18 protein-coding genes are annotated in these 18,422 nt (G+C 73.6%); 10 read left to right on the top strand and 8 right to left on the bottom strand.

Annotated features, from left to right (window positions below):
- Nucleotides 1–96: 96 nt before the first annotated feature.
- The 3 genes from mutM to IMZ35_RS02135 all read left to right on the top strand — a co-directional run bounded on the left by mutM (nucleotide 97) and on the right by IMZ35_RS02135 (nucleotide 2,596).
- A complete protein-coding gene (gene mutM, locus IMZ35_RS02145) occupies nucleotides 97–987 on the top strand; it encodes a bifunctional DNA-formamidopyrimidine glycosylase/DNA-(apurinic or apyrimidinic site) lyase (protein ID WP_199439135.1) in 891 nt (296 codons plus the stop codon).
- 110 nt (nucleotides 988–1,097) lie between these two features.
- Nucleotides 1,098–1,421, top strand: coding sequence for a PadR family transcriptional regulator (locus IMZ35_RS02140; RefSeq protein WP_199439134.1), 324 nt, complete (start codon nucleotides 1,098–1,100; stop codon nucleotides 1,419–1,421).
- Nucleotides 1,418–2,596 (top strand): HAAS signaling domain-containing protein, encoded by a 1,179-nt coding sequence (locus IMZ35_RS02135; protein ID WP_199439133.1) that lies wholly within the window; start codon nucleotides 1,418–1,420, stop codon nucleotides 2,594–2,596. Before IMZ35_RS02140 ends, IMZ35_RS02135 begins: the two co-directional genes overlap by 4 nt.
- Nucleotides 2,597–2,726: 130 nt before the next feature.
- Here IMZ35_RS02135 and IMZ35_RS02130 read toward each other — a convergent pair whose 3' ends face one another.
- The gene (locus IMZ35_RS02130) at nucleotides 2,727–3,164 is read right to left on the bottom strand and encodes a MarR family winged helix-turn-helix transcriptional regulator (RefSeq protein WP_199439132.1); all 438 of its coding nucleotides are present in this window, start codon (nucleotides 3,162–3,164) and stop codon (nucleotides 2,727–2,729) included.
- A gap of 330 nt (nucleotides 3,165–3,494) precedes the next feature.
- Between IMZ35_RS02130 and IMZ35_RS02125 the strand changes: the two genes are divergently transcribed.
- On the top strand, nucleotides 3,495–6,035 hold the full coding sequence (locus tag IMZ35_RS02125) for a sensor histidine kinase (protein WP_307867669.1): 2,541 nt from the start codon (nucleotides 3,495–3,497) through the stop codon (nucleotides 6,033–6,035).
- Nucleotides 6,032–6,715 carry a response regulator gene (locus IMZ35_RS02120; RefSeq protein ID WP_199439131.1) on the top strand — a complete coding sequence of 228 codons (684 nt, stop codon included), beginning with the start codon at nucleotides 6,032–6,034 and terminating at the stop codon, nucleotides 6,713–6,715. The genes IMZ35_RS02125 and IMZ35_RS02120 overlap by 4 nt, the downstream gene beginning before the upstream one ends.
- A 197-nt stretch (nucleotides 6,716–6,912) precedes the next feature.
- Here the strand turns inward: IMZ35_RS02120 and IMZ35_RS02115 are convergent, their stop codons facing one another.
- From IMZ35_RS02115 to IMZ35_RS02105, 3 genes are all read right to left on the bottom strand, one after another.
- On the bottom strand, nucleotides 6,913–7,455 hold the full coding sequence (locus tag IMZ35_RS02115) for a hypothetical protein (protein ID WP_199439130.1): 543 nt from the start codon (nucleotides 7,453–7,455) through the stop codon (nucleotides 6,913–6,915).
- 210 nt (nucleotides 7,456–7,665) lie between these two features.
- Nucleotides 7,666–8,331, bottom strand: coding sequence for a hypothetical protein (locus IMZ35_RS02110; protein ID WP_199439129.1), 666 nt, complete (start codon nucleotides 8,329–8,331; stop codon nucleotides 7,666–7,668).
- Between the two features lie 24 nt (nucleotides 8,332–8,355).
- Nucleotides 8,356–9,075 (bottom strand): CAP domain-containing protein, encoded by a 720-nt coding sequence (locus IMZ35_RS02105; RefSeq protein WP_229369259.1) that lies wholly within the window; start codon nucleotides 9,073–9,075, stop codon nucleotides 8,356–8,358.
- Nucleotides 9,076–9,240: 165 nt separating this feature from the next.
- On the opposite strand from IMZ35_RS02105, the gene IMZ35_RS02100 reads away from it, so the two are divergent.
- From IMZ35_RS02100 to smc, 4 genes are read left to right on the top strand one after another with little or no spacing between them, the layout of a single operon-like run.
- Complete coding sequence (locus tag IMZ35_RS02100) at nucleotides 9,241–9,501, top strand: acylphosphatase (RefSeq protein ID WP_199439598.1); 261 nt, start codon at nucleotides 9,241–9,243, stop codon at nucleotides 9,499–9,501.
- A 16-nt stretch (nucleotides 9,502–9,517) separates the two neighbouring features.
- Nucleotides 9,518–10,063, top strand: a complete 546-nt coding sequence (locus tag IMZ35_RS02095; protein WP_438816808.1) for a sigma-70 family RNA polymerase sigma factor — start codon at nucleotides 9,518–9,520, stop codon at nucleotides 10,061–10,063.
- Nucleotides 10,060–10,827: a zf-HC2 domain-containing protein gene (locus IMZ35_RS02090; RefSeq protein WP_199439127.1), complete on the top strand. Its 768-nt coding sequence runs from the start codon at nucleotides 10,060–10,062 to the stop codon at nucleotides 10,825–10,827. Before IMZ35_RS02095 ends, IMZ35_RS02090 begins: the two co-directional genes overlap by 4 nt.
- Before the next feature lie 56 nt (nucleotides 10,828–10,883).
- Nucleotides 10,884–14,546 (top strand): chromosome segregation protein SMC, encoded by a 3,663-nt coding sequence (gene smc, locus IMZ35_RS02085; RefSeq protein ID WP_199439126.1) that lies wholly within the window; start codon nucleotides 10,884–10,886, stop codon nucleotides 14,544–14,546.
- Here the strand turns inward: smc and IMZ35_RS02080 are convergent.
- The 4 genes from IMZ35_RS02080 to IMZ35_RS02065 form a co-directional block, all read right to left on the bottom strand.
- Nucleotides 14,508–14,771: a hypothetical protein gene (locus IMZ35_RS02080; RefSeq protein WP_199439125.1), complete on the bottom strand. Its 264-nt coding sequence runs from the start codon at nucleotides 14,769–14,771 to the stop codon at nucleotides 14,508–14,510. The two genes, smc and IMZ35_RS02080, sit on opposite strands and share 39 nt — an antisense overlap.
- A 174-nt stretch (nucleotides 14,772–14,945) precedes the next feature.
- Nucleotides 14,946–15,686 (bottom strand): lysophospholipid acyltransferase family protein, encoded by a 741-nt coding sequence (locus IMZ35_RS02075; protein WP_199439124.1) that lies wholly within the window; start codon nucleotides 15,684–15,686, stop codon nucleotides 14,946–14,948.
- A 23-nt stretch (nucleotides 15,687–15,709) separates the two neighbouring features.
- Complete coding sequence (locus IMZ35_RS02070) at nucleotides 15,710–16,048, bottom strand: hypothetical protein (RefSeq protein WP_199439123.1); 339 nt, start codon at nucleotides 16,046–16,048, stop codon at nucleotides 15,710–15,712.
- Nucleotides 16,049–16,131: 83 nt separating this feature from the next.
- Nucleotides 16,132–17,331, bottom strand: a complete 1,200-nt coding sequence (locus tag IMZ35_RS02065) for a cytochrome P450 (RefSeq protein WP_199439122.1) — start codon at nucleotides 17,329–17,331, stop codon at nucleotides 16,132–16,134.
- A gap of 157 nt (nucleotides 17,332–17,488) precedes the next feature.
- Between IMZ35_RS02065 and IMZ35_RS02060 the strand changes: the two genes are divergently transcribed.
- On the top strand, nucleotides 17,489–18,421 hold the full coding sequence (locus IMZ35_RS02060) for a GNAT family N-acetyltransferase (RefSeq protein ID WP_199439121.1): 933 nt from the start codon (nucleotides 17,489–17,491) through the stop codon (nucleotides 18,419–18,421).
- The last annotated feature ends 1 nt before the right edge of the window (nucleotide 18,422 follow it).

Raw genomic sequence — 18,422 nt, 5'->3', positions numbered from 1 at the left:
GGCCGAACGCCCCGAACGTGCCCTCGCGGCACGACGGGGCGTTTCGCCGTGCCCACCGCCGCGCACCGCGGGTCGCACGTGCGGGACAATGGGCGCGTGCCTGAACTTCCCGAGGTGGAGGTCGTGCGCCGCGGCCTCGACGCCCACGTGTCCGGCAGGGTGATCTCCGAGGTCGAGGTCCTGCACCCGCGCGCGGTCCGCCGCCACGTGCCCGGCCCCGACGACTTCGCCGCCCGCCTGGCCGGGCAGAAGACCGTCGCCGCGCACCGGCGCGGCAAGTACCTGTGGATCGAGCTGACGGGTCCGGCGGCGACGTCCGGCGAGTACGTCGGCGCCGACGCCGGTGAGGCGCTGCTCGCCCACCTGGGCATGAGCGGGCAGATGCTCGTCCAGCCCGCCGACGCGCCGGACGAGAAGCACCTGCGGGTGCGCGTCCGCTTCGCCGACGACGGACCCGAGCTGCGCTTCGTCGACCAGCGCACGTTCGGCGGCCTCGCCCTGACCGACGTGGTGGTCGTCGACGGCGCGCGTCTGCCCGTTCCCGTCGCGCACATCGCCCGCGACCCGATGGACCCCCGGTTCGACGCGGAGGCGGCCGTGCGGGCGCTGCGGGCCAGGCGCACCGGCGTCAAGAGGGCGCTGCTGGACCAGACGCTGGTCTCCGGGGTGGGCAACATCTACGCCGACGAGGCGCTGTGGCGGGCGAAGCTGCACGGCGAGCGGCCCACCGCCGGGATCACCCGCGCGCAGGGGCTCGCCCTGCTCGGCCACGCCACCGACGTGATGCGCGAGGCGCTGGCCCAGGGCGGCACGTCGTTCGACGCGCTCTACGTCAACGTCAACGGCCAGTCCGGCTACTTCGACCGTTCGCTCAACGCCTACGGGCAGGAGGGCGAGCCGTGTCCGCGCTGCGGCACGCCGGTCGTCCGCGAGTCCTTCATGAACCGTTCCTCGTACTCCTGCCCGAGGTGCCAGAAGCGGCCCTGACTCCGGTCGCACCTCGTTCCAGCTGCTCGGTCCACCGCGAAGAACTCCGCTGTCGACAGTACTGCGCTATCCGTAGTAGTCTTCCACGCACACCACCGGGGGAGACGCAGATGGACACGAGTCAATTGCTGAAGGGGGTGCTGGACCTGGCGGTCCTCGCGGTGCTGCGCAAGGACGACGGGTACGGCTACGACGTGCTCCGCAGGCTGCGGAGCGCGGGTCTGGACGAGGTGGGCGACGCCTCGGTGTACGGGACGCTGCGCCGGCTCTACAACGCCGGGCTGCTCACCTCGTACGTGGTCCCGAGCGAGGAGGGACCCCATCGCAAGTACTACAGCCTGAACGAGCCGGGACGCGAACGCCTGGCCGAGTCGGGGAAGACCTGGCAGGTGTTCGCGAAGACGATGGACCAGATGCTGGGGGAGGTCGCATGAGCACGCACACCCGCACCGAGGTGCAGGCGTACCTGGAGCGGATGCGCGCCGCGCTGTCGGATCTGCCGGCCGCCGAGGTCGCCGACGTGCTGGACGACGCGGAGACGCACGTCGTGGAGATCGCCGACGAGCTGGGGGAGGAGTTCTCCTCCGACGCGCTCGTGCGGCGGCTGGGCAGCCCCGAGGCGTACGCGCAGGAGTTGCGCGCCGCCGCCGGGTACCCCGCACCTGCCGCCGCGTCGACCCCCGCCGCCCCGCGGTACCGGCTGATCGACCGGCTGGCCTTCTGGGGCCTCGCGCTGGGCACGGTCGCGACGGTCGTCGTGGCCGGTGGCCGGGACGGCTTCGTGCCGCTGTTCTTCACCTTGCTGGGCGTCGCGGCGCTGGCCGCGGCGGTCTTCGGGGGGCTCGTCAGCGTGGCCAGGATCGCCGAGCTGCCCGAGGCGCGGTCGCTGTTCGACGCGCTGGAGCGGGCGCGGCGGGACGACGGCCTCGGCAAGCTGCTGACGTACCTGAAGACGCTGCAACCGGGCTGGTGGGTGGCCCGGTCGCTGCTGGTGCTGATGTCGCCGTTCCTCATCGGCCGCTACCACGAGCTGGTGCTGTTCCTCGTGGTGCTGGCCGTGCTGTCGTTCCTCGCCGGTTCCCGCTCGCAGCGCGACCGCCGCTGGCTGTTCATCGGCCTGCCCGCCAACGGGTTGGCGGTCGGCACGGTCCTGCTCGGCCTCGGCGTGGTGGTCCTCGGCGTCAGCTCGAACCCCAGCTCCTACGGGGTGTCCCACGTGCCTCAGCAGCCGTCGCTGCCGGAGAACGTCTACGTGTTCGACGCGGAGGGCAACGCGCTCACCGGCGTGTACCTCTACGACCAGGACGGGCGTCCGCTGGACTCCGCGCACTACGACTGCGCGGGCTACAGCGACCAGGACAACCGCTACCCGAAGCCCAGGGTCGACTACGGCGGGCCGCAGGGGTGCCGGGTGCTCGACGGCGTGCCGTTCGCCGTGGCGATCCCGACGGAGCGGCCGTACCGCAGCTCCTCCTCGGCGCCCACGACCACCGTCCCGACGACGTCCGTGCCGACGACCACCCTGCCGACGACCACCGCACCGCAGTCGGAGCCGTCGGCCCTGTCCTCGGCGTCGACTCCGCCGAGCGCCCCGGTGACGACCGGGTGAGCCGGGTGGAGCGGGCTCCGTCGGGGGGAGTCCGGTCCACCCGCGCTCGACGACGCCGAGCCGCCGCACCGGGGGGTGCGGTGGCTCGGCGCGTTCTCGTCCGGTGTGTTCTCGTTCGGCGTGTTCTCGTTCAGCGCGGAGTCGGCTCGGCCAGGCGACGCAGGACGGGTGAGGCGGCGCGCAGCACGGCCAGCTCCTCGGCCGACAGGTCGGCCATCCGCACCGACAGCAGTTCCGCCTCGCCGTGCGCGACCGAGATGATCGTCTCCCGGCCCTGCTCGGTGATCGCGACGATCGTCGCTCGCCCGTCCGCCGGATCGGGCTCGCGGCTGACGAACCCCACCGCCTCCAGACCCGTGACCACGGTCGTCGCCGTCGGCTGGGAGCACAGCGCGCGCACCGCGATCTCACCGATGCGCATCGGTCCGTGCTGGTGCAGCTCGGAGAGCACCAGGAGCTGCGTGGGCTGGAGCCGCGGCGCGGTGACCGACTGGCGGAGGCCGCGCACCAGCCGGTGCACCGACACCACGAGCTGAAGTGCTTCCTGGCTGGTCACGATCGCCGTCATGGCACACCCCGTCGCCCTGCTCGTCCGTCCGATCCGGACGCGACACTGGCATCCCCGCACCTGCGGTGTCCAACCGGGCGCACCCGCGGCCCGCCGCCGCGCGCCCGTGCGGTCGTCACCCGACAGGACCACTGGGGAGACCGTCGTCACCTCCCGTCTCAGGATCGCGTAAAAGCCGAGATCAGAAGCGTCAAAACTCCGTCAGTGTCACCCGATCGGCCGACGTGTCGGCGCATTCTTCCCCCGGTGACCGCCACGGGGCGCGGACCGATCACCCAGCACACCGCGCGAGCACCGGCCAGCGCGCCGTCCGGGGAGCAGACTGATCGCGTGGACGGGACACCGACGACACCGCGCCGGGGGGAGCTGCGCATCTACCTGGGCGCCGCTCCCGGCGTGGGCAAGACCTTCGCGATGCTCGGCGAGGCGCACCGCCGCCGCGAGCGCGGCACCGACGTCGTCGTCGGGCTCGTGGAGACCCACGGCAGGCCCAGGACCGCCGAGCTCCTCGCCGGGCTCGACGAGGTGCCGCGCCGGGTCGAGCGGCACCGCGGGCTCGACCTCACCGAGATGGACCTCGACGCGCTGCTGGCCCGCCGCCCCGAGGTGGCCGTCGTGGACGAGCTCGCCCACACCAACGCTCCCGGCTCGCGCAACGCCAAGCGGTGGCAGGACGTGGAGGAGCTCCTCGACGCGGGCGTCGACGTGCTGTCCACCCTCAACGTGCAGCACCTGGAGAGCCTCAACGACGTCGTGCGGCGCATCACGGGCGTGCCGCAGCGGGAGACCGTGCCCGACGAGGTGGTGCGCCGCGCCGAGCAGGTCGAACTGGTGGACCTGACCCCCGAGGCGCTGCGCCGCCGTCTCGCCCACGGCAACGTGCACCCCGCGCACAAGATCGACGCCGCGCTCGGCAACTACTTCAGGGTGGGCAACCTGACCGCGCTGCGCGAGCTGGCGCTGCTGTGGGTCGCCGACCAGGTGGACGTGGCGCTGCAGCGCTACCGGGCCGAGCAGCGGATCACCGACACCTGGGAGGCCCGCGAACGCGTCGTGGCGGCCATCACCGGCGGCGGCGAGAGCGAGACGCTGATCCGCCGGGCGCGCCGCATCGCCACCAGGGCCGGGGCGGAGCTGATGGTGCTGCACGTGCTGCGCGGCGACGGTCTCGCCGGCGCCCCGCCGGACGCCGTCGCGCGGTACCGCAGGCTCAGCGACGACGTGGGAGCCACGTTCCACACCGTCGTGGGCGACGACGTGCCCACGGCGCTGCTGGAGTTCGCCCGCGGCGTCAACGCCACCCAGCTCGTGATCGGCACGTCGCGGCGCTCCCGGCTGGCCAGGCTGTTCGACGAGGGCATCGGGGCGACCGTCGTGCAGCGGTCCGGCTCCATCGACGTGCACGCGGTGACGCACCAGCACTCCGCGGGCGGCAGGCGCGGTCGGCGGGTCCGCAGCGCGCTGTCGCCGTCCCGGCGCGCTCTCGGGTGGCTGCTCGCCGTGCTCGCCCCCGTCGCGGCCACCACCGCGGGACTGGTGTTCCACGACGACCTGCTCCTGTCCACCGACGTCCTCGACCACTTCCTCGCCACGATCCTCGTCGCGCTCGTCGGCGGCCTCGGCCCGGCGCTGTGCGCGGCCGTCCTCTCCGCCCTGCTGCTGAACTTCTTCTTCACCGCGCCGCTGTTCACCTTCGCCGTCGACACCCAGCAGGACCTGGTCACGCTCGTCGCGATGCTCGTCGTGGCGGTGACCGTCGCGCTGGTGGTCGACCGGGCCGCGCGCCGCGCCGAGCAGGCGGCGCTGGCCCGCACCGAGGCCACGCTCCTCGCGTCCTACGCGCGCACCGTCCTCACCCACCCGCACCCGCTGGCCCGGCTGCTGGAGAAGGTGCGGGAGAACTTCGGCCTCGACTCGGTGGCACTGCTGGAGAACACCGGCGGCCGGTGGACGCGCGTGGCGTGCGTCGGCCCGGCCCCGTGCGACGAGCCGGACGACGCCGACGTGGACGTGCCGGTGACCGCGGACGTGCACCTGGCCCTGCGGGGCCGGTCGCTGCCCGCGTCCGACCGGCGCGTCCTGGAGGCGGCGGCCGGGCAGGCGCTGCTCGCGCTGCGCCAGCAGCGGCTGACCGAGCAGACCCGTGCCGCGCAGGCCCGTGCGGAGACCACCGAGCTGCGCACCGCCCTGCTGTCCGCCGTGGGACACGACCTGCGCACGCCCCTGACGTCGATCAAGGCCGCCGCGAGCAGCCTGCGCGACCCGGAGCTGACGCTGTCGCCGGAGGACACCGGCGAGCTCCTCGCGACCGTGGAGGAGTCCGCGGACCGGCTCGCCGGGCTGGTGGACAACCTGCTCGACTCCTCCCGGCTCGCCACCGGCGCCGTCCACCCGCTGTTCCGCGCGGTCGGCTACGACGAGGTCGTGGCCCGCGCCCTGTCCGGGGTGGACGACCGCGACGAGGTCGTGGTCGACGTCGACGAGCGCCTCGCGCCCGTGCGGGCGGACGTGGGCCTGCTGGAGCGGGTCGTGGCGAACGTCGTGGACAACGCGCTGCGGCACGGCCGCGCGCACCCGCGCCGGGACGACGGCGAACCCGCCGTGGCGGTCCGGGCGAGCGCGCACGCCGACCTCGTGGAGCTGCGCGTCGTGGACCGGGGCCGCGGCCTGCCGCGCGGGGCGGCCGACGAGGTGTTCGCGCCGTTCCAGCGGTTGGGCGACCGGGACGCCACTCCCGGCACCGGCCTCGGTCTCAGCGTGGCCAAGGGCTTCACCGAGGCGATGGGCGGCAGCATCCGCGCCGAGGACACCCCCGGCGGTGGCCTGACCGTCGTCATCTCGCTGCCCGCGCACGAGGAGGGCACGGCATGACCACGGTGCTGGTCGTCGACGACGAACCGCAGATCGTCCGCGCGCTGCGCATCAACCTCACCGCGCGCGGCTACGACGTGCTGATCGCGCACGACGGGGCCACCGCGCTGGCGCGGGCGGCCGAGGACAGGCCGGACGTCGTGGTGCTCGACCTGGGCCTGCCCGACATCGACGGCACCGAGGTCATCGCCGGTCTGCGCGGCTGGAGCAGCGTGCCGATCATCGTGCTGTCGGCCAGGGTCGGCTCGTCGGACAAGGTCGAGGCGCTCGACGCCGGCGCGGACGACTACGTGACGAAACCGTTCGGGATGGACGAACTGCTGGCCCGGTTGCGCGCCGCCGTGCGCCGCTCGGCCACCGCAGCCCCGGACGGCGAGGAGGCGGTGGTCACCACGGCCTCGTTCTCCGTGGACCTGGCCGCGAAGAAGGTGCGCCGCGACGGCGCCGAGGTGCACCTCACGCCCACCGAGTGGGGCCTGCTGGAGATCCTCGTCCGCAACCGGGGACGGCTCGTCGCGCAGAAGCAGCTGCTGCTGGAGGTGTGGGGGCCGTCCTACGCCAGGGAGACGCACTACCTGCGGGTCTACCTGGCGCAGCTGCGCCGCAAGCTGGAACCGGAGCCCTCCCGGCCCCGCCACCTGCTGACGGAACCGGGCATGGGCTACCGCTTCGAGCTCTGACCGCGCGAGGTGAGCGTTCCAGCACCGCGAGTGGAGCGTTCCAGCACCGCGAGTGGAGCGTTCCAGCACCGCGAGTGGAGCGTTCCAGCACCGCGAGTGGAGCGTTCGGGGCGTCGCCGCGTTCCACGGCCGCGACGTCCGCGTTCCGAACGGTCCGCTCGGAGTGCTGGAACGCTCCACCCGTGGTGCCTGAACGATCAACTCGTGGTGGTCTGGGCGGGCGGGAGCGTCGTGGTGGTCGGTTCTGCCACCGGGGAGGTCGACGGGAGCTGGGACGTCGTCGCCGTCGACGGCGGTGAGCTGGGGACCGCCGTGACGGGGGGCGCGGGGCGCTCCTCCTCGGCCTGCTCCTGCGGCCGCTGCTCGTGCTGCTCCTGCTGCTCGTCCTCGTGCTCGTGCTGCTGGTGCTGGTGCTCGCCGTCGGACGGCCCGTCCCCCGCCCGCGGCGGCTGGTCACCGGACACCGGCACCGACCGGTCGCGCGGGGACGTGGAGACCGTCAGCACGACGGTGGACGTCGTGCCGTCCGGCGAGATCACCAGGGAGGTCTCGGTGCGGGGAGGTGACTCCTGGCCGGCCTCGGGCTGCTTCTTCTGGGGTTCCGTGGCGCGCTCGTTCTCCGCGGCGAGCATGGAGGCGAACGTCGCGAACAGCGTGGCCACGACGACGCCGCCGAAGGACAGCAGGACCACCGAGCGCGTCCGCCGCTTCGGCCTCTCCTGTGGAGCTTCCTCGAACACACCATCTCCCTGAGGGGACCCGATCGGGGTGGAATTGCGTTCGAGTTATCGGCACTCGGCCGTGTCGTCCGCAGCCGCTGGCCGCGTCATCACACCTTCGTGTGGTGTGCAGTGACCTCGGCGTTCCCCGCTCGTTGGTCCTCCTCGCGCCGGAGGGCCGCTCCCGCCACGAACGACGTGGCGGGAGCGGCCCTCCGGTGCGAGCGGCCGTCAGGTGCTGGTGCTGGGCTGGGTGGTCTCCGGTGTGGTGGTCTCCGGCGTCGTGGTGTTCGTGGGGACGCTGGTGTCCGTCGTCTCCGGCGGGACGACCGCGGTGCCACCGCCGCCGGGGTTCGTGCCCGGATCGGCACCGGGGTTCGTGCCGGGGTTCGTGCCGGGACCGGGGGGCGGGGGCGTGTCGTCGTCGACGGGGACCGTGGTGTCCTCGACCGTGGTCGTGGTGCCGTCGGCCCGCGTCACCGTCGTGTAGCGCGGGGCGCGCGACGGCACGGTGCTGGTGTCCGTGAGCACCGTGCTCGACGGGGGAGCCTCGGTCGTGGAGACCTGCGTGCCGCTGGTCTCGCGGGGCGCGGAGCTGCCGAGGGTGCTGCGGGCGACCACGTCCTCGCGCGGCGTCGGCTGGCGCACCGGCCCGTCCTCGTCCGCGCTGCCGGAGACGATGGTCGCCACGGCCGCGAACAGCGTCGCGACCACGACACCGGCCGCCGCGAGCACCACCTGCGGCGCGGCGCGCAGCGGCGGCCGCCGGTGCTGCGGAGCGTCGTACTCGACACCGTCGTGCCCGGCGCCGTCGTGCTCGACACCGTCGTCGGCGCCGGTCGGGAGGACGTCGAAGCGCGTGGGGTCCTGCTGGGCGTCGTGCGGCCCGTCGTTCACACCGTCTCCTCGCGGGGGTATTTCCTAGCGGCCGAAGTTCTGGGTCCAGTACCAGCCGTTGGTGTCGAGTCCGACGCCGATCGTCGCGAACGAGCAGTCCAGGATGTTGCGGCGGTGGCCGGGGGAGTTCATCCAGGACTCCATGACCTGCTCGGGGGTCCTCTGGCCCGCGGCGATGTTCTCGCCACCGGGGCTGGGGTAGCCCGCCGCCTTCATCCGCGTCCCGAAGTCGACGCCCTCGGGGGTGGTGTGCGAGAAGTAGTTGCGCGCGGCCATGTCGGAGCTGTGCTTCTGGGCCGCGGTGGTGACGCGGTCGTCGATCTTCAGCGCGGCGCAGCCCGCCTCGGCCCGCTTCGCGTTGACGATCGCGACGACCAGGTCCTCCTCGTCGGCCGACGCCGGCGGAGGTGCCGCCTTCGTCGTGGTCGTCCTCGGCGGCTCGGGAGGGGGAGCGGTCGTCGACGACGTGGTCTCGGTGGTCGTGGTCGTCGTCTCGGTGGTGGTGGTGGTCGTGCTGGTCGCGGTGGTGGTCGTGGGGGCTGCGGAGGACGTCTGCGGAGGTGCGCTGGTGACGTCCGGCGACGAGGCGTCCCCGTTCCCGCCCCGCTCCCGCCCGCTCACGCTGCCGGCGGAGTCGAGCCCGAGGAAGCCGACGGGCTGTTCCGCCGCGGACGCGCCACCCTCGACGCCGATGCTGGCGAAGGCCGCTCCGCTCGCGCCGACCGCGCCGATCAACAGGCTCAACAAGCCTCCGACGACGGCGCCTCGGTTACTGCGATGGGCACTCACGGTGGCGCACCGTACCACCAACGGGTGACGTGATCAGGGGTTGCCGGGGACCGATTCCACCCCCGAGGGATCATTTCCGCTGTGTGTGCCGCTCAGAACGACCCGCAGACCCCCGTCCGCATGACGGCGTGGGTGCGGGGTCACGTGCAGGGTGTCGGGTTCCGCTGGTGGACCAGGAGCCGCGCGCTGGCGCTCGGTCTCACCGGAAGCGCGGCCAACCTGCGCGACGGCCGGGTCGAGGTCGTCGCGGAGGGGTCCGACGAGGCGTGCCGAGCGCTCCTCGCCGCCCTCCGATCAGGTGAAACACCCGGCCGGGTGGACACGGTGGTGGAACGCTGGTCGGAGCCGAGGGGCGGAACGGCGGGTTTCGTGGAGCGTTAGGGGGACGTTGCCGCTGGTGCTGAACGTCTCGGCCCGCTTCGGCGTAGTACAGGGAGTGGACCCCGGTGAGGACGTCGTCAGGCAGCTCTACGGTCGGTGGAGCGGCCCGCTGCACAACTACGTCCTGCGCCTGGTCGGCGGGGACCACCAGCAGGCGGAGGACGTGGTGCAGGAAACGCTGCTGCGGGCCTGGCGGCACTCCGGCGAGCTGACCCCCGAGGAGGCCGGTCCCTGGCTGCACACCGTCGCCCGCAACCTCGTCATCTCCGGTTACCGCCGGCGGGGAGCCAGGGCGGTGGAGGTGCCGATCGAACCGAACGACCTGCCCGCTGTCGGCGACGAGGTGGAGCACGTACTGCAGACCTGGCAGATCGCGGAGGCGTTGCGCGCCCTCACCGCGGACCACCGCGACGTCGTCGTGGAGCTGTACTACCGCCGGCACACGGTGGCCGAGGCCGCCGCGTCGCTCGGCATCCCGCGGGGCACGGTCAAGTCGCGGGCGTTCTACGCCCTGCGCGCCCTGCGCAACGCGCTGGAGGAGCGGGGGGTGACGGAGCCGTGAGCTGCGCGCGCACCGTGGCGCTCGGCGCCTACCTGCTCGGCTCGCTCGACCCGGCGGAGCGCTCGGAGTTCGAGCGGCACGTGTCCGACTGCGCGCGGTGCCGCGACGAGATGGTCCGCCTGGCGCCGCTGCCCGGCCTGCTCGGCCAGCTCACGCTGGACGACCTGCCCGCACCCGAGCCCCTCGACCTGCCGCCGCTGATCACCATCGCCGCTCCCGAGCGCCCGCGCCGGAAGCGGCGCGAGCGCGGAGACCCCGGTGACCTCGTCGACCTCCGTGATCGCCACGACGTCGGTGATCGTCACGACCGCCGCGGCAAGCGCTGGCTGTTCGCCGCCGCCGGTCTCGCCATCGGCGCGCTGCTCGTGCTCGCGGGCCTGCTGCCGCAGCTGCTGGACCGGCAGCGGGCTCCGGCGGCTCCGGAGCTGACCACGTCCGCGCCACCGGCCAGCACCGGCGAACGGGCCGCTGCGGTGACCTGGGCCGCGACCGACCACGGCACCGGAACCTCGGCGACGGCCGCCCTGCGCGACCGGCCGTGGGGCACCGAGGTGGAGCTGGAGCTGGGCAACGTGCCGCCCGGCGCGCGCTGCAAGCTCGTCGTGCACGACGAGAACGGCCGCAGCGAGATCGGCGGCTGGTGGGGCAGCGCCTCCACCGGGGGCGAGCGCATCCCCGGCGCGACCTCGTTCCCGGTGGGGAGGATCGCCCACCTGGAGGTCGTCGCCGACTCGGAGGTGCTGGTCACACTGCGTCCGGGCTGACCGGTATACCCTCGGCCGACCACCGTCCCCGGTCGCCGTGGAGAGGGCAGCGCGACGTGCACCTCAAGAGCCTGACGCTGAAGGGCTTCAAGTCCTTCGCCTCGGCCACGACGCTGCGCTTCGAGCCCGGCATCACCTGCGTGGTCGGCCCGAACGGTTCGGGCAAGTCCAACGTCCTCGACGCCCTCAAGTGGGTCATGGGCACGCAGGGCGCCAAGGACCTGCGCGGCGGCAAGATGGAGGACGTCATCTTCGCGGGCACCTCCGGCCGCGCGCCGCTGGGCCGCGCCGAGGTGACCCTGACCATCGACAACACCGACGGCGCGCTGCCGATCGACTACACCGAGGTCTCGATCACCCGGCGGATGTTCCGCGAGGGCGCCACCGAGTACGAGATCAACGGCAGCTCGTGCCGCTTGATGGACGTCCAGGAGCTGCTGTCGGACTCCGGCATCGGCCGCGAGATGCACGTGATCGTCGGTCAGGGCCAGCTCGCGTCCATCCTGGAGTCCAAACCGGAGGAACGGCGCGCGTTCGTCGAGGAGGCCGCCGGTGTCCTCAAGCACCGCAAGCGCAAGGAGAAGGCGCTGCGGAAGCTGGAGGCGATGCAGGCCAACCTCACCCGCCTGACCGACCTCACCGCCGAACTGCGCCGCCAGCTCAAGCCGCTGGGAAAGCAGGCCGAGATCGCCCGCCGCGCCCAGGCCGTGCAGTCGGAGCTGCGGGACGCGCGGATGCGCCTGCTGGCCGACGACCTGGTGACCCGCCGCACGGAGCTGGCTCGCGAGGAGGCCGACGAGGCCACCGCCCGCGCCCGCCGCGCCGAGGTGGAGCAGGCGCTGCAAACGGCGCAGTACCAGCAGAACGAGCTGGAGGAGCTGGTCGCGGCCGACGCCCCGGCGCTGTCGCGCGCCCAGGACACCTGGTACCGGCTGTCGGCGCTGGAGGAGCGTCTGCGCGGCACCGTGCGCCTCGCCGTGGAACGCGCCAGGCACCTGTCGGCCGACGTGGAGGCCCCGCGCGGTGGACGTGATCCCGACGAGCTGGAGGCCGAGGCCGAGCAGACCGCCGCGCTGGAGCTGGAGCTGGCGGAGGGCGTGACCGAGGCGCGCGTCGGACTGGCCGAGGCCGTCGAGGTCCGCTCCGAGCTGGAGCGCGCGGTGTCGGCCGCCGAGCGGGCGCACCTGGCCGCCGTGCGCGCCATCGCCGACCAGCGCGAGGGCCTGGCCCGGCTGTCCGGTCAGGTCGAGGCGCTGCGCAGCAAGACCAGCGCCACCTCGGAGGAGATCGAACGGCTGTCGGTGACGATCGCCGAGGCGGCCGAGCGCGCCGAGGAGGTGCGCCGCGAGCAGGCCGAGCAGGAGGCGGCGACCGGGACGGAGGACGAGGGCGACGCCGGTCTCGACGAGCGGCACCGGCAGGCCGTGCAGGCCAACGACGCCGCCAAGGGCCGCGTCGAGGAGCTCGTCCGCGCCGAGCGCGCCGCCGAGCGCGACATCGCCTCGTGGCGGGCCCGCGTGGACGCCCTGTCGCTGGGACTGACCCGCAAGGACGGCGCGGGCGCGCTGCTGGCCGCCGGAACCGGGCTGCCGGGGTTGCTCGGCGCGGTCGCGGCCCTGCTGACCGTGGAGACCGGCGCCGAGGTGGCGCTCGCCGCCGCGCTGGGGCCGATCGCCGACGCGGTCGCCGTCGCGGGCGGGGACGACGCCGTCACGGCGCTGGAGCTGCTCAAGGAGGGCGCCGCCGGGCGTGCCGGTGTCCTCGTCGGCGGCGCACCCGCCACGACCGACCGCTCCGCGTGGCCGCCGCTGCCCGGCGGCGCGCGCTGGGCGGCCGACCTCGTGCGGTCACCCGACGCGCTGCGCCCGGCCCTGGACCGCGCGCTCGACCGGCTCGCCGTCGTGGACGACCTCGCCGCCGCGCGCTCCCTCGTGGCCGCGGACCCCGCCGTGCGGGCGGTGACCCGCGAGGGCGACGTCCTCGGCGCGGACTGGGCCACCGGCGGGTCGGGCCGCGACCAGAGCGTCATCGAGGTCCGGGCAGCCGTGGACGAGGCCGCGGAGAAGCTCGCCGCCGCCGAGCGCGCCCTGGAGCACTCCACCGCGGCCCTGGAGGGCGCACGGGCCGAGCAGCAGGCCAGGCGCACCGAGGTCGGCTCCCTCAAGGAGGCGCTGAACGAGGCGAGGGTCCGTCGCGCCCGCTCGTCGGAGCGGTTGTCCCGGCTCGCGCAGGCCGTGCGGTCGGCCGAGGCGGAGGTCGAGCGCGTCCGCGGCCAGCGCGCCACGGTCGAGCAGGCCCGCGAGCAGGCCCTGCGCACGCTCGCCGAGCTGGAGGAGCGCCTGCTCGTCGCGCAGGAGCAGCCCCTGGACGACGAACCGGACACGACGCAGCGCGACGAGACCGCCGCCGAGCTGGCCACGGCCCGCCAGGACGAGATGGACGCGCGGCTCGCCCTGCGCACCGCGGAGGAGCGCGCCAGGGCGTTGCAGGGCAGGGCGGACGGCCTGCGCCGGGCCGCCCGCGCCGAACGCGAGGCGCGCGACCGCGCCCAGCGCGCCCGTGCCGCCCGCGCCAGGGGCGCCGCGGTGGCGGACGCCGTGGTGCGCGGCGGCGAACTGGCGCTGACCCGCATCGAGGAGTCCCTGCGCCGCGCCGCCCGCGAGCGCGACGTGGCCCAGGAGCGGCGCACCCAGCACGAGACGCTGCTCGCGCAGGTCCGCACGGTCGTGCGCGAGATGAGCGGCGAGCTGGAGAAGCTCACCGACGCCGTGCACCGGGACGAGGTGCTGCGCGCGGAGCAGCGGCTGCGCATCGAGCAGCTGGAGGTGAAGATCGCCGAGGACTTCGGCATCGGCCTGGACGACCTGGTCGCCGAGTACGGCCCGGACGTGCCGATCCCGCCGAGCCAGACCGAGGTGGCCGAGTACGAGGCGGCGAAGGAGCGCGGAGAGCAGGTCTCGACACCGCAGCCGATGCCGTTCGACCGCGACACGCAGACCCGCCGCGCCAAGCGCGCCGAGCGCGACCTGTCGCTGCTGGGCAAGGTCAACCCGCTCGCGCTGGAGGAGTTCGCCGCGCTGGAGGAGCGCTACAAGTTCTTGTCCAACCAGCTGGAGGACGTCAAGGCGACGCGGCGCGACCTGCTGATCGTCGTCAAGGAGGTCGACGACAAGATCCTGGAGGTCTTCACGGCGGCCTACGCGGACGTGGCGCGGGAGTTCGAGATCGTGTTCTCGACGCTGTTCCCCGGCGGTGAGGGCAGGCTCGTGCTGACCGAGCCCGACGACATGCTGACCACCGGCATCGAGATGGAGGCGCGACCTCCCGGCAAGAAGGTCAAGCGCCTGTCCCTGCTGTCCGGCGGCGAGAAGTCGCTGGCGGCGGTGGCGATGCTCGTCGCGATCTTCCGCGCGCGCCCCTCGCCGTTCTACGTGATGGACGAGGTCGAGGCCGCGCTGGACGACACCAACCTGCACCGGCTGATCGGCCTGTTCCAGCAGCTGCGCGACCACTCCCAGCTGCTGATCATCACCCACCAGAAGCCGACCATGGAGATCGCCGACGCCCTCTACGGCGTGAGCATGCGGGGTGACGGCATCAGCCAGGTCATCTCGCAGCGCATGCGAGGACGTGGCGAGAGGGCCGGAACGCCGGAGCCGGCGTCCGTGCCCGTGGCGGACTCAGCGTCCGCGGTTGACGCCACCGCTCCGGCGGTGTGAGGGCTGACGCGGCCTGCGCTGCTGGACCGGCGGAGCGCTGTGCTCGAAGAAGTCGGGCAGCAGGTCCGACTCGTCGTCGGCCCCCTCGACGGCGGGCGGCTGCTGGAAGAGGTTCTGGTACTGCGGACGGGCCACGGGCACGACCGGGATCGTGGCCGTCGTCTCGGTCGGGGACCCGTCCACCGGCAGCGGCGGGTGGAACAGGCTGTCGTGCGACCAGGACACGGGGCTTGTCGTCTGTGAGCTGATGATGTGACCTTCCTTGCCGACTTCGCACCTGCTCGGCGCGGATCATCGACGGAATGTGCGCGGCCACTGACTCAGTGGCACCGGCGCGGGCAGCCGATGCGGCTGCCTCGCGACCAGTGTGACACACGTGGGGGGTGCCGTGCCGAAGAATCAGGTCTCGCGGATCGGACGGGTGTCCAGCGCCGCCGCTTCCCCGGGGGTCGGCGCGGTGCCGCCCAGGTGCGCTGGCTGCCACCACCGCTCGTCCTCGGCGGGGGTCTCCGGGTACTCGCGCTGCGCCCGGTCCAGCAGCGCGGACATGCGCCGGTGCAGCTCGGCGTTGACCGCCTCCTGGTCGTCGCCGCGCTGCGGGTGCAGGGGCTCGCCGACCAGGATCGTCACCGGGAGGTGCCTCTTCGTGAGGGTCTTCGGGCGGCCCTTCGTCCACAGGCGCTGGGTGCCCCACAGCGCGACCGGGATCAGCGGCACGTTCGCCGCCGTGGCCAGGCGGTTCGCGCCGCTCTTGAGCTCCTTGACGGTGAAGGAGCTGCTGATGGTGGCCTCGGGGAAGATCCCGACGACCTCACCGGAGCGGAGTGCGCGCAGCGCCTCCTTGTAGGAGGCGCTGCCCGCGTTCCTGTCCACCGGGATGTGGTGCATCCCCCGCATCAGCGGTCCCGAGATGCGGTTCTCGAACACCTCGTGCTTGGCCATGAACCTCACCAGCCGCTTCGACGGCTGGGCGCCGAAACCGGCGAAGATGAAGTCCAGGTAGCTGATGTGGTTGCTCGCCAGCACAGCGCCCCCCTCACGGGGGACGTTGTGCGTGCCGTCCATGGTGATCCTCAGGTCGAGGAGCCGGAACATGGTCTTGGCCGCGGCGACAACCGGGGGGTACACACGATCTGCCATGACCGAACGGTAGCCCGAAGGCCCTACTGACCGGTATCGCTGCCCTCTCGATGTCGGATGGCCCTGGGCACACCGGCCAGGTCCTCCTCGTTGCAGAGCAGCTTGAGGTCGTAGTAGGGGGAACCCTTGCGATCGTCGTAGTCCAGGTGCACGGCGATCACGTCGACCGGCTCGCCGAGCCAGTCCTGCGTCTGCCGCAACCAGGACGCCGCGCGTTCCAGGGCCGAGGGCAGGTCGTCGTCGCGGAACTCGACCGGCCGGTACGGGACTCCCTGCACCTGATCGCGCTGGTTGGCCGGCAAGGGAAGGTCTACCGCCACCCCGGATTCGCTGAGTTCGAGTTGGATCGTTTCCTCACTCACCTCTGCAGGGTCCACCACCGGAAGTCCGCCTGCAAGGCCGCACGCCTCACATGCACCCGGATCGGCGGTGTCCCCACCGGTGGTCAACTCCACTCGACCGGCAGCTCCGCCAAGCCGCTCACCAGCACTCTTCGCCACGGCAGGGCCTCCGCCGGGACCGCCAGCCGCAGCTGGGGGAACCGGTCGAGCAGGGCCAGCAACGACTCCTGCAACTCGATGCGGGCGAGCTGCGCGCCGAGGCAGAAGTGCGGCCCGGCCCCCAGTGCCAGGTGCCGGTTCGGAGTGCGCGCCAGGTCCAGCGCGTCGGGATCGGTGAAGGCGCGCGGGTCGCGGTTGGCGGAGCCGATGGCCGCCATCACACCCTCTCCCGCGCGGATCGTGGTGCCCGCCACCTCCACGTCGACCGTCGCGACCCGCAGCTGACCGACCTCGCTGAGGCGGTTGAACCGCAGCAGTTCCTCCACGGCGGACGGCACGAGACCGGGATTCTCGACGAGGTGGTCCCAGTGGGCCGGGTCGCGCAGCAGCGAGGCGACGAAGCTGCCGATCTGGTTGGCCGACGTCTCGTGCCCCGCGACGAGCAGGTTGAGGGCGAAGCCGACCAGCTCCGGCCCGCTGAGCGAGCCCTCGTCGGTGCCGCGCACCAGCTCGTCCAGCAGGTCCCGCGGCTCCCCGGCGCTCGCGGACCTGGCGGCCACCAGGCCCGCCACGTAGTCCGTCAGGCTCGCCATCGCCGCCTCGACCCGCGGCTCCTCCTCCACCGACATGCTGTAGGCCAGCTCGGTCCACGCGCGGAAGCGGTCGCGGTCGGCGTAGGGGACGCCGAGGAGCTGGCAGATGACCTGCACGGGCAGCGGCAGCGCGAAGAGCTGCCGCAGGTCGGCCCCCGTCCCGGCGGCCTCCACGTCGGCGGCGAGCCGGCGGGCCAGGTCGCCGATCCACGGGCGGACCCGCTCGACGGCGCGGTGCGCGAACGCCGTCGAGACCAGGCGGCGCAACCTGGTGTGCTCGGGCGGGTCGGTGGTCGGGAGGGTGCCGGGCAGCGGCCGGGACACCGCGACGCGCGGCGCGTCCGGTGCGACGGTCGCGGCGCGGGAGAACCGCTGATCGGTCAGCACGAACTGGACGTCGTCGTAGCGGGTGACCAGCCAGACCACCGCGCCGGCGAGGGTGCGCACCCTCGCCACCGGGCGGGTGTCGCGCAACCGCTCCCACGTGGGGGAGGGGTCGAACCGGAAGGCGTCGTCGAACGGGATGTCGATGATCTCGTCCACGCGTGTCATGGATCCGACCCTAGGGGGATGGCGGCCGGTCCGGAGTGCCGCGGAACACGTTCCCGCTCCGCTTCCGGTACCGGTCACGACGGGTGGGGCGGCCGTCGCGCTCGGCAGGAGAAAAAACTCCGTCGCGTCGCGGCGACGCGCGGGCGACCATGCGCTCATGTACGACATCCGTTGCGCCGAGCAGGCCGACCTCGGCGCCGTGATCGCGCTGCTGGCGCGCTTGCAGGCCGACCCGGCGCACCACATCGGGTACCTCGGCGAGACCCCGTCCGAGCTGACGGCCGATCTGGCCGGGTTCGAGCCGAGCTGGGCTGCGTCCTCCGTCGTCGCGGTGGACGAGACCGGCCGGCTGTGCGGCGTGCTCGGCGTCGACGTCGCGCCGCGGCGCGCGCGGCTGCACGGGCCCTTCGTCGACGTCCCCCTCAACCACCCCGCTGGCAGCCGCATCTGGGACCAGACCGCGGACGCGCTGCACGCCGCGGCCGTCGGACTGCCGCGCCTGCGCGTCGTCGCCGACCGCGAGCTGTGCGGCCGCACCGAGCACCGCAGGCTCGCCGCGTTCGCGCGGCGGCACGGGTTCGCCGCGGACCGGGCCAGCGGCGTCCTCGTCGCGGACGGGGACGCGCTGCGCTCCCTCCTGCTGCGCGAGGCGGGGTGCCCGCGCACCGGGCCCGCGCGCCAGATGCGCTCCCTGCCCACCGATCCGGCGGTGCACGAGGCCGTGGCGGTGCTGCACGAGCGGTGCTTCCCCGGCGCCCACCCGTCCGGGCGGCAGCTTGTGGAGCGGGCGCGGGGGCACACGGTGGTCGTCGCGATGGACGGCGACGACGTCCTCGGCTACGCGGCGGGCACCGCGCGGCCGCAGGAGCACCACGTCGACTTCGTCGCGGTCGAGCCCGCGCTGCGGGGCAGGGGCGTCGGCGCGGCGCTGATCACCGAGCTGGTCTGGGAGCTGGCCGCCGCCCGCGGCGCGCGACCGCGGGTGGTCGCGGCCGTGCTGGCGGGCAACGACTCCCGCCGCACGTTCGACCGGCTCGGCTTCGAGCTCCGGGAAGAGCTGGTCGCCTACCGGACCCGCCCGGCCGCGTGAG

Source organism: Umezawaea beigongshangensis (assembly GCF_016464305.1).
Lineage (GTDB): Bacteria > Actinomycetota > Actinomycetes > Mycobacteriales > Pseudonocardiaceae > Umezawaea_A > Umezawaea_A beigongshangensis.
The sequence above is the reverse complement of the archived record's forward strand: the minus strand, read 5'-3'. Positions and strand labels throughout refer to the sequence as shown.

Excerpts from the sequence above, each read along its gene's own strand:
- IMZ35_RS02130 (WP_199439132.1), bottom strand. The coding sequence starts at position 3,164 with ATGACGGCGATCGTGACCAGCCAGGAAGCACTTCAGCTCGTGGTGTCG.
- IMZ35_RS02075 (WP_199439124.1), bottom strand. The coding sequence starts at position 15,686 with ATGGCAGATCGTGTGTACCCCCCGGTTGTCGCCGCGGCCAAGACCATG.
- IMZ35_RS02100 (WP_199439598.1), top strand. The coding sequence starts at position 9,241 with ATGACGGCGTGGGTGCGGGGTCACGTGCAGGGTGTCGGGTTCCGCTGG.
- IMZ35_RS02135 (WP_199439133.1), top strand. The coding sequence starts at position 1,418 with ATGAGCACGCACACCCGCACCGAGGTGCAGGCGTACCTGGAGCGGATG.
- IMZ35_RS02140 (WP_199439134.1), top strand. The coding sequence starts at position 1,098 with ATGGACACGAGTCAATTGCTGAAGGGGGTGCTGGACCTGGCGGTCCTC.
- IMZ35_RS02065 (WP_199439122.1), bottom strand. The coding sequence starts at position 17,331 with ATGACACGCGTGGACGAGATCATCGACATCCCGTTCGACGACGCCTTC.
- IMZ35_RS02120 (WP_199439131.1), top strand. The coding sequence starts at position 6,032 with ATGACCACGGTGCTGGTCGTCGACGACGAACCGCAGATCGTCCGCGCG.
- IMZ35_RS02060 (WP_199439121.1), top strand. The coding sequence starts at position 17,489 with ATGTACGACATCCGTTGCGCCGAGCAGGCCGACCTCGGCGCCGTGATC.